A 15,031-nucleotide genomic window follows, 5' to 3' on the forward strand; every position below is an offset into this window, starting at 1 on the left:
CTGGGGGCTAGCTTGTGTGGGAGCTGGCTCCCACACTTGGTCCATTACATACTGCCTTCCACATCATCCAGGCTAAACGTCTCGGTATGGTCGTCATACGAAAAAATCTCCGCATACCGCCCCCACGCCACCACGCTTTCGAGGGTTTTTTCTACGAACGCTTCGGTCATCGAGTCTTCCAGTTCCTGCTCAAAACGCACCCGTGGCGCCCGGTGCCCGCTGCGCTCAAGCAACACCTGATGAATCCGCGCGGCCAGGGGCACGTGTTTGATCAAATGCTCGGCAAACAGGGTTTTGCGCTCCTGGGTGCCGTAGTCGGCGAACAGCTTGCCGGCGTCGGTGAGGGTGATGTCCGCACCCTTGAGCTCAGCGAAACCCAAATGCTCGAGCATCTCGGCCACCGGGAACAGGTCGTCGACTTCCAGTAAGCGCCGTTCGGCCACGGTGGGCAAACCGGCGTGGCCGTTGTAAGGCTCGGCGGCCAGTGTTTCGATCAGGCCGGCCATCAGGTTGGTGGACACCTCCGGCAGCAGGCTGCCCATTTTCAGCTCGGGTATGCCACGGCTGGCATCGGCGCTGCGTCGGTCGGTCATCAGTGCGTAGATGTCGTCGACCATTTGCCGGAACGTCGGGTCCAGGCGGTTGCGCGGGTGCGCGAACGGCACCTTTATCTCGGCGACCACACGGCCGGGGTTGGACGACAACACGAGGATGCGGTCGCACATCAGCACCGCTTCTTCGATGTTGTGGGTCACGATCAGGATCGACTTGATCGGCAGCTGCTTGCCGCTCCACAAGTCCAGCAGGTCGGTGCGCAGGGTTTCGGCGGTGAGCACGTCGAGGGCCGAGAAGGGTTCATCCATCAGCAACAGCGTCGGGTTGACCACCAGGCCACGGGCAAACCCCACGCGCTGGCGCATGCCACCAGACAGCTCGCGCGGGTAGGCGTTTTCAAAGCCGTCGAGGCCGATCAAGTCGATGGCGGCCAAGGCGCGCCGGCGGGTTTCCTTGCGCTCGACTTGCAGGGCTTGCAGGCCGGCTTCGACGTTTTCCAGCACGGTCAGCCAGGGGAACAGCGCAAAGGTCTGGAACACCATGGCCACGCCTTCGGCTGGGCCGTTGAGCGGCGCGCCGTTGTAGCGTACTTCGCCGGATGACGGCTGGATAAGCCCGGCGATGATGCGCAGCAAGGTGGACTTGCCCGAGCCGGAACGGCCAAGCATGCCGACGATCTCGCCTTCGTGCAGGCTCAGGTCGACGCCGCTGAGCACTTGCAGCTCATCTTTACCTTTGCCGAACACTCGATTGACGTTTTTCAGCGAGTAGATTTGCGGGGTATCGGCAGTGTTTTCGGTGTAGGTAGTCATCACAGCGAATCCCATCAATTCAGACGAAGTTTGTTTTCAGCGAGGGCGTACATCGGCCGCCAGACCGCGCGGTTGAACGCCACCACGAAGATCGACATCACCACCACGCCCAGGGCAATTTTCGGGAAGTCACCGGCTGCGGTGGTTTGCGCGATGTAGGCACCCAGCCCATGGGCGACCACGTTGTCCTGGCCCCACGACACGTACTCGGAGACGATACTGGCGTTCCAGGCACCGCCCGATGCGGTAATGGCACCGGTGACGTAATAGGGGAAGATCCCCGGCAGCATCACCTTGCGCCACCACAGCCAGCCGCGGATGCGGAAGTTGGCGGCGGCTTCCTTGAAGTCATTGGGGAAGGCACTGGCGCCGGCAATCACGTTGAACAGGATGTACCACTGGGTACCCAGCACGATCAGCGGGCTCAGCCAGATATCCGGATTGAGGTTGTAGTGCAGGATCACGATCACAAACACCGGGAACAACAGGTTCGCCGGGAAGGCCGCGAGAAACTGAGCCAGCGGCTGGATTTTTTCTGCCAGCGCAGGGCGCAAGCCGATCAGGACGCCTAAAGGCACCCAGATCAGCGAGGCGATCAGGATCAGCCCGGCCACGCGTAGCAAGGTGATCAGGCCCAGTACAAACACATGGCCGACTTCGGCGAAGGTCACTTCGGTGCCCACGTATTGCACGATGTGATACAGCGCATACGCGGCCAGCAGGGCAATCAGCGTGCCCCACACCCAGTCGATCACTTTCGATGCCGCCGGGGTTTCGGCCGGCAACGCCTTGAACGCACCGCCCGCCAGGCTGAAACGTTTGTTGCCGATCCGGCTGAAGGCACGGGTGATGGGGCGCAGGATGCGCTGCACAATGCGCGTGCGCTGGATCAGGTTCAGCAGCCAGGATTGTGGCGCCGCGCCCTGGGACGCAGTGGTTTCCATGCGGAACTTGTCAGCCCAGGCCACCAGCGGGCGGAACAGCAACTGGTCGTACAGCAGGATCACCACAATCATCGCCAAAATCACGTAACCCACGGCGTGCAGGTCTTTCTGGGCGATCGCCAAGGCCAGGTACGAACCCACGCCCGGCAGGGTGATGGTCTTGTCGCCGACGGTGATGGCTTCGGAAGCTACCACGAAGAACCAGCCGCCGGACATGCTCATCATCATGTTCCACACCAGCCCCGGCATGGCGAACGGCACATCGAGCTTCCAGAATTTCTGCCAGCCGGAAAGCCGCAGGTTGGTCGACACCTCCACCAAATCGTGGGGCAGCATGCGCAGCGACTGGTAGAAGCTGAACGTCATGTTCCAGGCCTGGCTGGTGAAGATCGCAAAGATCGCCGCGAGTTCGGCGCCGAGTACGCGCCCAGGGAACAGCAGCAGGAAGAACGTCACCGTGAAAGAGATGTAGCCGAGCACCGGCACCGATTGCAGGATATCGAGCACCGGTACCAGCAGCTTTTCAGCGCGCCGGCTTTTGGCCGCCAGGGTGCCGTACAGCAGGGTAAACACCAGCGCCGCGACCATGGCCGCGAGCATGCGCATCGTGGTGCGCATCGCGTATTCCGGCAGGTTGGCCGGGTCGAGGGAAATGACTTCACTCTGCAACGTGGCGATGGGCGCCCAGGTTTCCCGTGCCGTGAGGGAGAAAAACAGCAGAAAACCGATCACCAGCGGCAGCGCGACCAGGTCCCAGCGGTTGGGCAGCAAGCGCAGGGTGGATGCCGGCAGGTAATCGCGGAACACTTTGTTCATAGGCATTCAGTCCTGCAGCGTTCAGGTTCAGGGGCGTGGTGGGAGTGAGCTTAGCTGCTGCACGAATGCCCCACCGAGGAGGACGGGCGCTGTTTTCGTGAGTCAGGGGCAACGAGACGTTGCTGGCGGGATTGTACGTTTCTGAATGTTACAAGCACATAAATTTGCTGTCAGTTTCCTGTACGAACTGCGGCTTGGGCATCGGTTTTGCCTGCGTTGATCAACATTCAGGAAAAGACTGATTTTACTGTCGACATAATTAGCTACCCACACATCCTGTATCCCGGGAACCGCTTTCAGATAAATGCCAATCAATGGGTCAGATCGCTTGCCGCAGCAAGTCTCTGCCAACCCACAACTCAGCATTATCTGGATTTGAGAAAGCCCCTATGACTAGCGTAAATACTCGGCCACAAACGAACTACCCCATGGGCTATGAGGCGTCCCAGCATTCGAAGCCACCCCGTCAGGACCACAAGGCCGATACCTCAAGTGGTGTCGGCACACAGGGCGATGCTGCCGCTCCTCGGCCCCCCGTGACGCCAGAGCAGCGTGGTCAGTTTTCGAGCCACAACACCCTCGTTAACCAGTCGCAATCGCAAAAGGTCGGCCCACAGGAAGAGACCCTGGAATTGGTGGGTAAAAATAACCAGCTCCTGATCGACTTCAAGGCGTTTATCACCGAATGCCAGGAGAAAGTCGTCAATCTCAAAAACGATATTGTCGAATTGCGTGAGCAACTGAGTGCTCCACGCAAAGGCACAGACGAGGCCCCCGTCGAACTGCCTCAAACATCTCAAGAGCCGGATGAGCAGGTTGTTCAAGACACTCAGACAACTGAAGTTGCCCAGAATCAAGATCTTGAGGAGCCACTCAAGCTGAATACGCAGCTGCGCGCAGATATCACCAGGCTGATGCAGCAGATGACGGAGGCGTTTGAAACGTTGGGCAATGAGCTTAAAAGTATGACTGAGCAAGTCAAGAAGATGACTAAACCTGCAATACAGACGCCAACGGCGCCGACGGATAAGTCCACTATGACCACCCGCGATGCCCCGACAGATCCGACCAACGAGTCACCCACGCAGTCGGTGCCCACCGCTGAGCAATTCAGGGTGGACAACGCTAATATCGAAGCGGGTATTGCTGAGATGAAGTCCTACTACAGCACACAAATTTCAATGCTTGAGGAACAGGTTCAGGTGTTGAAAAAACACCTCAATGAGGCGAAGCAGTAGGGCTTAGCTTTACGTCGGCAAGCGCGGTCAACAGCGCCCACGCTTAGCCGACTCACATAATTCATCCCTCAAACCGCAGGATAACCCGGCGGTTGTGCTTGCTCTTTTTCTCGATTTTCTCGCAGTACACCCGGCCGATTTCTTCGGTGTTGATCACATGGGTGCCACCGCACGGCTGGATATCGATCCCGGCGATTTCTATTACCCTCACTGAGCCCTGGATGACCGGTGGCGCCACCGCCTGGGTGCGGGTGATCTGCAGCAGGGTCGAGTATTCCGAGGCGGGCATCGACAGTGTTTTCACCGCATGGGCTTGTTCGATCAAGGCATTGAGGTCGCGGGTGATGCTGTCCTTGTCGAGGGTCATTTCCGGTAAATCGAAGTCCAGGCGGCCTTTGTCTGCGCTGATGCTGCAGCCGGTGACGGGCGCATCAATGATCGAGCACAGCAGGTGCAGGCAGGTGTGCATCTTCATGTGCTGGTAGCGTCGTTCCCAATCCAGGCCGGCATCCACCTGTACGCCGGCCGTCAATTGCTCGGGGCAGTGCTCAACCTGGTGCCAGATGATCGAGCGCAACACCGGGTCGCGCACGGTGCCAACCACATTGACGCGCGTGCCATCGGCCAGGGTCAGGTGCCCGGTGTCGCCCGGTTGCCCGCCGCCAGTGGGGTAGAACAGCGTATGTTCCAGGGCAATGCCCTGTTCGCTGACGGCAATCACCCGGGCGCTGAAGGCGTTCTGGTAGGGCGCGCTGTCAAACAGCGCCAGGGTTTCCATGGTATGCACGGACATGTTCAACCTCCGACGATCAGTGGGCTGGCTTGCAGCAAGTGACGCACCATTGCGCTCAAGCCAGGCGGGGAGAGCAGGGTGATTTCAAATTCGGGGCCACAGACTTTCAGGTTCAGTGGCAAGCGCGGCAGATGGTCGCCGGTATCCAGGCGACGCAGGCGAAACTGCAAGTGATGGCGCTCCTTCACCGTGGGCTCCAGCAGCAGCCCGTGCAGGGGATGAAAGTCGGCATCCAGCACGGTGACCTTATGGCTGGCGCTGACTTCGCCGACCACGTGCAAACGCTCATCCAGCGCGAAAGCGCTCAAGTAGTTGCTATGGTCGGTTTCGGCGTTCTTCTGTAACTGAATCTGGTTGACCACCTTGACCTTGGTGCCCGCCGGCACATCCTGGGTGATCACACACGAAGGGCTGATAAACACGTTGTCGCCGATCAGCACATAACCCAACACACGGGCACCGGAGCCGACCTCGACATTGTTGCCCAGGCGCGGGTGGCGTTTGCCGTCCGGGTTATTGGCTATGCCTCGGGCGCCGAGGGTTACGCCGCAGAGGATGTAGCAATCGTTGCCGATCTCGCAGGTTTCACCGATCACGGTGCCGAAGCCGTGGTCCAGCACAAAGCGCCGGCCAATGCGGGCTGCGGGGTGGATTTCGGCGCCGGAGAGGATTTTGCCCTGGTTGCTGAGCTTAAGGGCCAGGCGTGAAAACACACCGTTGGCCTGGTCGGGGAAATTCCACACCAAGTGTGCCAACCGGTAGAACAACACGGCCTTGAACGACGCATAGGATTCCAGGATCAGCTCGCCACGCCCACGGGAGGCCGGGTCGCGATAGGCATAGGCAATCAAGTCCTCTGCCACAGCCTGGGCGGCATTCTGGATCAATGGCGCCAAATGCGGTTCCAACTGCTTCATCTGCGCAGGCGTCAGGGTCTGGATGAGGTGGGTCAGCAACTCATCGTGCAGCTGTTGCATGTCGATAAAGCCCCCCATGGAGGCACCCCCACAGTCTGGATGGTTGGGAAACCGGTTATTCGAAATTGGGCAGGTAGCTGTCGGCATTGTCGTAGACCATGGTCAACACCACCGTTTCGGGCGGGAGTTCGGGGGCGAGTTGGGCGATGGCCACCATGTTGGCGGCCGACGACAAACCCAGGCTGATGGCATCGGTGCGCATGATGCGTTTGATCATGTCGATGCACGCCAGGCGCGAGACCTTGAGCATGCCGTCAATTACACCCACGTTAAGAATGCTCGGGATCAAGCCGATCGACAGGCCCTGGATGTGGTGCGGCGCGTGCTGGTCCTTGAGCAGGTCGCATTCTTCCGGCTCCACGCCCATGACGCGCAGCGCCGGCCAGGCCGCCTTGAGGGTTTCGCCGATGCCGGTGATATGGCCACCGGTGCCGATGCCGCTGACGAAGTAGTCCACACGCTGCTCACCGAAGGCGCGGAGGATTTCCGGTGCAGTGGTGTCGCGGTGAGTCTGCGGGTTGGCGCCATTGCGCTGCTGGTTGAGCATCACGAAGTTGGGGTTTTCCAACTGCAGTTCCATGCACTTTTCGCCGTGGGAATTGTTGCCCAGCCGGCTGTCCGACAACACCACCTTGGCGCCGTATAAACGCAGCAGTTTCTGCTTTTCGGGGCTGTAGTTGTCGGGAATCACCAGCACCACTTTGTAGCCCAGCACATTGCCGGCCATCACCAGGCCAATGCCGGTATTGCCGCCGCTGGGCTCAATGATGGTTTGCCCGGAGTCGCGAATCAGCACGCCCCGGCGTTCTGCGTCGAGGATCATGCCCAGGGCGATGCGCGCCTTATGGCTGCCGCCAGGGTTGAGGGATTCGAGCTTGGCGTAGACCTCGATGCCGAGGTCTTCGGAAAACTGCGCCAGGCGCACAATCGGCGTATGGCCGATCACGTCGAGAATGGAGTTATGCAACATCGTTCAGCCCCCGGATCAATACAAAGGCATGTCGGGTTCGACGTCGCGAACCCAATGTTTCATGCCGCCCTGCAGGACTTTGGTATTGGCGAAGCCGGCTGCCAGCAGGGTGCTGGCCGCTTGCTCGGCGCGGGTTCCGGCGTAGCAGATCAGGTAATGGGTATTGTCGCGGCTCAGGCGGCCCAATTGCCCGTCCAGTTCGGCCAGGGGGATATGCACCACGCCCGGCAATTTGCACACTTCCAGCTCGCTGGCGTCGCGCACATCCAGCAACACGTCGGCGCTGCGTGGGTGTTCGAGCAGTTGCTTGAGCACGCGCGGTTTGATGTAGCGCTCCTCGGCCAAAGCCGGTTGGCTCGGGATGGCATCCGCGCACGCGGCTGGCGCGACGCTTTCGCTGTGGCGCAGGTCTGAGCAGCAGGGGCAGTCGGCCCGGCGTTTGAAGCGGATCTCGCTGAATTTCATGGCCAGCGCGTCGAAGCGCATCAGGCGGCCCGACAGCGGTTCGCCGATGCCGATGAGTAACTTGATCGCTTCAGTGGCCTGGATCATGCCGACCACGCCCGGCAGTACGCCGATCACACCCCCGGCGCTGCAATTGGGCGCCAACTCGGCAGGCGGTGCTGAAGGAAACAGGCAGCGATAGCACGGCCCACCCTTGTAGTTGAGCACGCTGATCTGCCCGTCGAAGCGGTAGATGGCGCCATACACCAATGGCTTGCCCAATTGCACGCAGGCATCGTTGACCAGGTAGCGGGTGTCGAAGTTGTCGGTGCCGTCGATCACCAGGTCATAAGCGCCGACCAGTTCCAGCGCATTGTCGGCATTGAGGGCGGTGTCGTGGGCATTGATCTGGATATGGCTGTTGAGGTCTTGCAGCCGCCGCTTGGCCGACTCGACCTTGGGCATGCCCAGGGTGCTGTTGCCGTGCACGATCTGGCGTTGCAGGTTGCTGCTCTCTACCACATCGAAATCCACCAGGCCCAGGGTGCCGATGCCGGCTGCCGCGAGGTACAGGCTGATGGGCGAGCCCAGGCCACCGGTGCCAATGATCAGCACCTTGGCTTTTTTCAGGTTCAACTGGCCTTCACGGCCGACCCCGGGCAGGGTGATGTGGCGTACGTAGCGCTGGACTTCTTCGTTGCTCAGTTGCTCGACGTCCATACCACCGGAGGTGGCCAGCAGCACTTCGATCCTGGCTTTTTCCGGCAGCGGATCATCGGCGCTGATCAGTTCTTCCTCGGTGGTGAACAGAAAGTGTTCCTTGAGCTGGTTGTTGTTTTCGTGGAACAGGTGCGTGCGCAGCTGTGGGTGGTTGCTGCAGAGGTTTTCAATGACTTCGCGCAATGTCGATCCAGTGCCCTTAAGGGTCGATTCCGGCAGCTTGGCCACGCGAACCAGGATATCGGGGAAAGAGACAGCGTTCATGGACAACTCCGTGTGCAGGTCGTTGAAGGGTTTTAGGGCGAATTGCTTGCCATCCCAGGCAAACAGCTTTGAGCCCAGGGCCTGGCCCTGGCGCACGTCCACCACCAAGTAGCTGACGGGGTGGATCGGCTCACCCAGGAACAGTGCCTTGTCCTGGTCTTCATCACTGAAATAGGCGCCGACGTCCGGGTGGGAGTGGTAGATCACCACCACCGGGTTGTCGCTGCGAAACGCCTTGTTCATCAGCAGGGTGTCGGCCACCGAAAAGGTATAGCCATTGGCCGCGCTGCGCGGGTACATCTCGGGGTTTTTGCGGTGCAGCTCATTCTGGATATTGTTGCCCAGGTACACACTGCCATCGGCGAAGACAAAACCGCAGCATTCTTCCGGGTAGCTGCGGCTGGCGTGGGCATAGATCTGTTCCAGAGCGGTAGGGCGGAGGACTTCCATGTTTCTCTCGCGTTGTTGTAGTTGTGGTTTAAGAGTCAATTTTTCTTGGCCAGAAGTTTTTCAACCGGCAATTTGGTGATCGCAAAGCCGGCCAGCAGGATGGCCGAGTACAGCATCAGGTCACGGGAAATTTCCACGCCCTCGTACCAGGCGCCGATGATCACTGCGAACACCGGGAAGATGATGAACACGAACGACAAAATGATCGGGCTCAAACGTTTGAGCAACATGAAGTACACGATAAACCCGCCCACCGAGGCCACCAACCCCAAGTAGAACAGGGCACTCCACGAACGCAGGGTAATAGTTTCGAACGTCGGTGCTTCAAACCACAGGCCGGCCACGAACAGCATCAGCCCGGCGATACCGATGGGCAATGTGTTGTAGGTGATCACGCTGATGGCACTGCCTTTTTGCTTGGTAATGACGTAGCACAAGGCATGCATGATCGCGGCGGTCAGAATTGCCAGCACGCCGAAGAATTCGGCGTGGTCCAGGTGCAGGCCCTGGCTCTTGATGATCATGTAGAGGCTGCCGAAACCGATGCCGATGCCGACCACCTGGGAAAAGTAGATGCGCTCGCGCAAAAACAGCGCGGAGAAAATCAGGATGAACACCGGCATGCAGCTGAACAGCAGCGCGGTGAGACCGGACGACACATGCATCTCGCCATAGTTGAGCAAGTAATAGGGAACGCTGAAATACGACAGGGTCACGAATACGAAGAACCAGCGGCTTTCACGCGGGAACAGGATCGGTTCGCGGCGCACCAGGGCAAAACACAGGAACAGTGGGAACGCGATCAGAAAGCGCAGCCCGGCCGACGTCAGCGGTGGCACGCTTTCGACGGCGATCTTGATGCCCAGCCAGGTGGTGCCCCAGCTCAGGCACACGATAAGAAACATCACGCTGGTGACCAGTCCGGCCAACCACTGTTTCTGAGTTTTTGTTTTTGTAGTGTTTTCAAGAACGGCGGACATTGGCATCGTTTATTGCTTCCCTGAGCCGGAATTGAACTCTATATTGACTGTGTATTAAGTTGTTTCATTCGGTGATTGAACCCGTAAAAGCACACTATTAGGGCGAATGATGGCTGTCAAAACAAATATTGACATGGTGTCAATTATGCGTGAAGGGTTGTCCAGCGGTCAGGGCGTCAAGTACAAACGCCTGTCCGATGTGATGGAGCGGGGCATCCTTGAAGGCTTGATTGAGCCGGGGTGCAAACTGCCGCCCCATCGGGTTCTTTCCGATAACCTCGGCGTGACCATTGGCACCATCAGCCGCGCCTACGGCGAGCTGGAACGCTTGGGGCTGGTGGTGGCGCGTGTCGGTGACGGTACTTTCGTGCGCAAGCGTGGTATGGAACGCCAGCGCGATGAAGGCTTTCGCAACGTCAGCGAAGAGCCGCGCCAGTACTTCGATATGAGCCGCAACATGCACATTCCCGGGCAAGAGACGGTGTTCCTGGCCCAGAGCTTCCAAACCTTGTCGACCAACGCCAAGTTCCTCCAGGACATCAGCGCCTATACGCCGGACGCCGGTTTGCCGCGCTACCGCGAGGCCGGGGCGCAATGGCTGGTGCAGCGCGATTTTCATCCGATTCCCGAGCAGGTCATCTGCGTCAACGGCGGCCAGCATGGCCTGCTCTGCGCCATGATGGCGCTGTTGCGGGCGGGGGATACGGTGGTCACTGAGCAACTGACGTACCCAGGGCTTATCACTGCCGCACGGATGCTCGGTGTGCGGCTGATCGGCCTGGAAATGGATGACGAAGGCGTGCTGCCGGGGGCGCTGGATGAAGTCTGTCGTAATCACCGGGTTTCGGCGCTGTACTGCACGCCGACGATCCAGAACCCGACCACGGCCGTGCTATCGGTCGCACGCCGAGAAGCGCTGGCCAAGGTGTGCCGCGAGCATAATCTGCTGATTCTGGAGGACGAAGCCCACGGCGTGTTGGTGGAAGATCGCCCGCCACCACTGAGTTTTTTCGCCCCAGAGCGTACGATTTTGATCAGTAGCCTGAGCAAGGCGGTGTCTGCCGGGCTACGTGTGGGGTATGTGCATGCGCCACCGGCATTGGTCAGCCGTATTTCGGCGGCCTTGCGTTCGACCTGCTGGATGGCCACGCCGGTGACGCTGGAGCTGGCGACCCAGTGGATCGAAAACGGCACGGCGGAATACCTGCTGCGCCAGCAAATCAACGAGATCAGCCGGCGCAAAGCCCTGGTGCGCGACCTTTTGGTCGGTTTGGAGTACCGCACTCATCTCAACAGCCCGCACTTCTGGATTGAAGTACCTGAACCCTGGCGGGCGTCGGAAATCGAGGCAGAGCTCAAGCAGAATAATTACCTGATCGCCACCGCTGAGGCATTTGCCGTAGGGCAGACGGCGGTGCCGCAGTTTATTCGGGCGAGTATCTGTAATACGTCGGGCGATGATCAGTTACTGCGTGAGGGCTTTGATGCCCTGGCCACCGCGCTGGGGCAGGGCGGTGACAGGTTTCAGCTGTAACGCCGCGTCATCGTTCATCGCACGCAAGCCAGCGCCCACATTTGGAATGCATTCCCCTGTGGGAGCTGGCTTGCCTGCGATGGGGCCCGTAAAGGTGCCCACTATTTGAAGCGCCGCTCCACGCCTTTCTCCACCAGAATCTTCGCCGAGATCTCTTCCACCGAAAAATGCGTGGAATTGATGTGCGCAATATTCTCGCGACGGAACAGGTTTTCCACTTCGCGCACTTCGAATTCGCACTGGGCATAGCTGGAGTAGCGGCTGTTGGGCTTGCGCTCGTTGCGGATGGCGGTGAGGCGGTCCGGGTCGATGGTCAGGCCGAACAGCTTGTGCGAATGCGCACGCAGGGCGGCAGGCAGCGTCAGGTGCTCCATGTCGTCCTCGGTGAGCGGGTAGTTGGCCGCGCGAATACCGAATTGCATGGCCATGTACAGGCATGTCGGGGTCTTGCCGCAGCGCGACACGCCCACCAGGATCAGGTCGGCCTTGTCATAGTAGTGGGTGCGGGCGCCGTCATCGTTGTCGAGAGCGAAGTTCACCGCCTCGATACGCTCCATATAGTTGGAGTTGTGGCCAATGGAATGGGACTTGCCCACGGAGTAGGAGGAATGTTCACTCAGCTCCTGTTCCAATGGCGCCAGGAACGTGGAGAAGATGTCGATCATGAAACCATTGGAGGTTGCCAGGATCTCACGAATATCTTGATTGACGATGGTGTCGAAAATGATCGGGCGAAAACCGTCTTTTTCAGCCGCCAGATTGATTTGTTGTACCATGGCCCGCGCTTTATCCACGCTGTCTATATACGGCCGCGTAAATTTGGCGAAGGTAATGTTTTCGAACTGCGCGAGCAGGCTCTGACCCAATGTTTCGGCTGTGATGCCGGTGCCGTCGGAGATAAAGAAAGCAGATCGTTTCATTTGAGCCCTAGGCCTTAAGCTGATGGCGAATCTTGGATATGATAGGCGCGATTTTGCCGTCCCGCAGTGGGCCGCATTCTCACTTATTTTCCAGGTCCAGGCCACAAGCGCTGGCGTTTGCTCCTACTGAGCTGCCGGCGTCCTGAGCTTTTCCAACACAGAAAGTGGAGAGATCACCTTGGTAGAGTACGTAGTTTCCCTCGATAAGCTCGGCGTCCATGATGTAGAGCATGTGGGGGGCAAGAACGCATCCCTCGGCGAGATGATCAGTAATCTTGCAGGCGCTGGAGTCTCGGTGCCCGGTGGTTTCGCCACCACGGCCCAGGCTTACCGCGATTTCCTCGAGCTGAGCGGCCTCAACGCCCAGATCCACGCCGCGCTGGACGCCCTGGACGTCGATGACGTCAACGCCCTGGCGAAAACCGGCAGCCAGATCCGCCAATGGATCATGGACGCCGAGTTCCCCGAGAAGCTCAACGAAGAAATTCGCACCGCCTTCGCGGCACTGTCGGCCGGCAACCCTGACATGGCTGTTGCCGTACGCTCCTCGGCCACCGCCGAAGACTTGCCGGACGCCTCTTTCGCTGGCCAGCAGGAAACCTTCCTGAACATCCGCGGCGTTGAAAACGTGATCCGCGCCGCCAAGGAAGTGTTTGCCTCGCTGTTCAATGACCGCGCTATTTCCTACCGCGTACACCAGGGTTTCGACCACAAGCTGGTGGCTTTGTCTGCCGGTGTGCAGCGCATGGTGCGTTCGGAAACCGGCACCGCCGGCGTGATGTTCACCCTCGATACCGAATCGGGCTTCCGTGACGTGGTGTTTATCACCGGCGCCTACGGCCTGGGTGAAACCGTCGTACAAGGCGCGGTTAACCCTGACGAGTTCTACGTCCACAAACACACCCTAGAGGCCGGCCGCCCGGCCATCCTGCGCCGCAACCTGGGCAGCAAGGCTATCAAGATGATCTACGGCGACGAGGCCAAGGCCGGTCGCTCGGTGAAAACCGTTGAAGTCGACAAGGCCGAACGCGCGCGTTTCTGCCTGACCGACGCTGAAGTCAGCGAACTGGCCAAACAAGCGATGATCATCGAAAAGCACTACAAGTGCCCGATGGACATCGAGTGGGCCAAAGACGGTGACGACGGCAAGCTGTACATTGTGCAAGCGCGTCCGGAAACCGTGAAGAGCCGCACTTCGGCCAACGTAATGGAACGCTACCTGTTGAAAGAAACCGGCACTGTGCTGGTGGAAGGCCGTGCCATCGGCCAGCGCATCGGCGCCGGCAAAGTGCGGATCATCAAGGACGTGTCCGAAATGGACAAAGTCCAGCCCGGTGACGTGCTGGTCTCCGACATGACCGACCCGGACTGGGAACCGGTTATGAAGCGCGCCAGCGCCATCGTCACCAACCGTGGCGGGCGTACCTGCCACGCGGCGATCATCGCCCGTGAGCTGGGGATTCCCGCAGTCGTCGGTTGCGGCAACGCCACCCAACTGTTGAAAGACGGCCAGGGTGTGACTGTGTCCTGTGCCGAAGGTGACACCGGCTTCATCTTTGAAGGTGAACTGGGCTTCGATATCAAGCAAAACTCCATCGATGCGATGCCGGACCTGCCGTTCAAGATCATGATGAACGTCGGTAACCCCGACCGTGCGTTCGATTTCGCGCAGTTGCCGAACGCCGGTGTGGGCTTGGCCCGCCTCGAGTTCATCATCAACCGCATGATCGGCGTACACCCCAAGGCGCTGTTGAATTACGACGGCCTGCCGCTGGAAATCAAGGAAAGCGTCGACAAGCGCATCGCCGGCTACAACGACCCAGTGGGTTTCTACGTCGAGAAGCTGGTTGAAGGCATCAGCACCCTGGCGGCGGCGTTCTACCCGAAAAAGGTCATCGTGCGCCTGTCGGACTTCAAGTCCAACGAATACGCCAACCTGATCGGCGGCAAGCTCTACGAGCCCGAAGAAGAAAACCCGATGCTGGGCTTCCGCGGCGCTTCGCGTTACATCAGCGAAGCCTTCCGTGACTGCTTTGAGCTGGAATGCCGTGCCCTCAAGCGCGTGCGCAACGAGATGGGCCTGACCAACGTCGAGATCATGGTGCCGTTTGTACGCACCCTGGGCGAAGCGAGCCAAGTCGTCGACCTGCTGGCTGAAAACGGCTTGTCCCGCGGCGAAAATGGCCTGCGCGTGATCATGATGTGCGAACTGCCGTCCAACGCCATTCTGGCCGAGGAGTTCCTGGAGTTCTTCGACGGCTTCTCCATCGGTTCCAACGACCTGACCCAGCTGACCCTGGGCCTGGACCGTGACTCGGGGATCATCGCGCACCTGTTTGATGAGCGTAACCCTGCGGTCAAGAAACTGCTGGCCAACGCCATCCAGGCCTGTAACAAGGCCGGCAAGTACATCGGCATCTGCGGCCAAGGCCCTTCCGACCACCCGGACCTGGCTAAATGGCTGATGGAGCAGGGTATCGAAAGTGTCTCGCTGAACCCCGACTCCGTGCTGGAAACCTGGTTCTTCCTGGCGGAAGGCCAAGCGTCCGCTTAAAGGCGTGACGTCAAAAGTGCCGGTCACCCAGCCTGGGTGACCGGCATTCTTATCTGTACA

Annotated in this window: 11 protein-coding genes; 3 read left to right on the forward strand and 8 right to left on the reverse strand. The window is 59.4% G+C overall.

Annotated elements, in window-relative coordinates; translation table 11 throughout:
* Positions 1 to 44 precede the first annotated feature (44 nt).
* Together FFI16_RS04735 and FFI16_RS04740 are read right to left on the reverse strand one after the other, a co-directional pair.
* On the reverse strand, positions 45 to 1,367 hold the full coding sequence (locus tag FFI16_RS04735; protein ID WP_017134747.1) for an AAA-associated domain-containing protein: 1,323 nt from the start codon (positions 1,365 to 1,367) through the stop codon (positions 45 to 47).
* A 14-nt stretch (positions 1,368 to 1,381) separates the two neighbouring features.
* On the reverse strand, positions 1,382 to 3,127 hold the full coding sequence (locus FFI16_RS04740; protein WP_138814341.1) for an ABC transporter permease subunit: 1,746 nt from the start codon (positions 3,125 to 3,127) through the stop codon (positions 1,382 to 1,384).
* Positions 3,128 to 3,555: 428 nt separating this feature from the next.
* On the opposite strand from FFI16_RS04740, the gene FFI16_RS04745 reads away from it, so the two are divergent.
* Positions 3,556 to 4,365, forward strand: a complete 810-nt coding sequence (locus FFI16_RS04745) for a hypothetical protein (RefSeq protein ID WP_138814342.1) — start codon at positions 3,556 to 3,558, stop codon at positions 4,363 to 4,365.
* 61 nt (positions 4,366 to 4,426) lie between these two features.
* Here the strand turns inward: FFI16_RS04745 and FFI16_RS04750 are convergent, their stop codons facing one another.
* The 5 genes from FFI16_RS04750 to FFI16_RS04770 are packed head-to-tail and all read right to left on the reverse strand — an operon-like array spanning position 4,427 to position 9,912.
* Complete coding sequence (locus tag FFI16_RS04750; RefSeq protein ID WP_138814343.1) at positions 4,427 to 5,158, reverse strand: alanyl-tRNA editing protein; 732 nt, start codon at positions 5,156 to 5,158, stop codon at positions 4,427 to 4,429.
* A 2-nt stretch (positions 5,159 to 5,160) separates the two neighbouring features.
* Entirely contained in the window at positions 5,161 to 6,153 is a 993-nt protein-coding gene (locus FFI16_RS04755; RefSeq protein WP_138814344.1) for a serine O-acetyltransferase, read from the reverse strand.
* A 37-nt stretch (positions 6,154 to 6,190) separates the two neighbouring features.
* On the reverse strand, positions 6,191 to 7,105 hold the full coding sequence (locus FFI16_RS04760) for a PLP-dependent cysteine synthase family protein (RefSeq protein WP_056861569.1): 915 nt from the start codon (positions 7,103 to 7,105) through the stop codon (positions 6,191 to 6,193).
* A gap of 15 nt (positions 7,106 to 7,120) precedes the next feature.
* Positions 7,121 to 8,983 carry a molybdopterin-synthase adenylyltransferase MoeB gene (gene moeB, locus FFI16_RS04765; RefSeq protein WP_138814345.1) on the reverse strand — a complete coding sequence of 621 codons (1,863 nt, stop codon included), beginning with the start codon at positions 8,981 to 8,983 and terminating at the stop codon, positions 7,121 to 7,123.
* Between the two features lie 35 nt (positions 8,984 to 9,018).
* On the reverse strand, positions 9,019 to 9,912 hold the full coding sequence (locus tag FFI16_RS04770) for a DMT family transporter (protein WP_178112634.1): 894 nt from the start codon (positions 9,910 to 9,912) through the stop codon (positions 9,019 to 9,021).
* Positions 9,913 to 10,072: 160 nt separating this feature from the next.
* On the opposite strand from FFI16_RS04770, the gene FFI16_RS04775 reads away from it, so the two are divergent.
* Complete coding sequence (locus FFI16_RS04775; protein WP_138814347.1) at positions 10,073 to 11,497, forward strand: PLP-dependent aminotransferase family protein; 1,425 nt, start codon at positions 10,073 to 10,075, stop codon at positions 11,495 to 11,497.
* 101 nt (positions 11,498 to 11,598) lie between these two features.
* On the opposite strand, the gene FFI16_RS04780 is transcribed toward FFI16_RS04775, so the two are convergent.
* Entirely contained in the window at positions 11,599 to 12,417 is an 819-nt protein-coding gene (locus tag FFI16_RS04780; RefSeq protein ID WP_003193298.1) for a pyruvate, water dikinase regulatory protein, read from the reverse strand.
* Between the two features lie 178 nt (positions 12,418 to 12,595).
* Here FFI16_RS04780 and ppsA point away from each other — a divergent pair, with 178 nt between their 5' ends.
* Positions 12,596 to 14,971, forward strand: coding sequence for a phosphoenolpyruvate synthase (gene ppsA / locus FFI16_RS04785; RefSeq protein WP_056861567.1), 2,376 nt, complete (start codon positions 12,596 to 12,598; stop codon positions 14,969 to 14,971).
* The last annotated feature ends 60 nt before the right edge of the window (positions 14,972 to 15,031 follow it).

Origin of the sequence: Pseudomonas sp. KBS0710 (genome assembly GCF_005938045.2) — a bacterium.
Lineage (GTDB): Bacteria > Pseudomonadota > Gammaproteobacteria > Pseudomonadales > Pseudomonadaceae > Aquipseudomonas.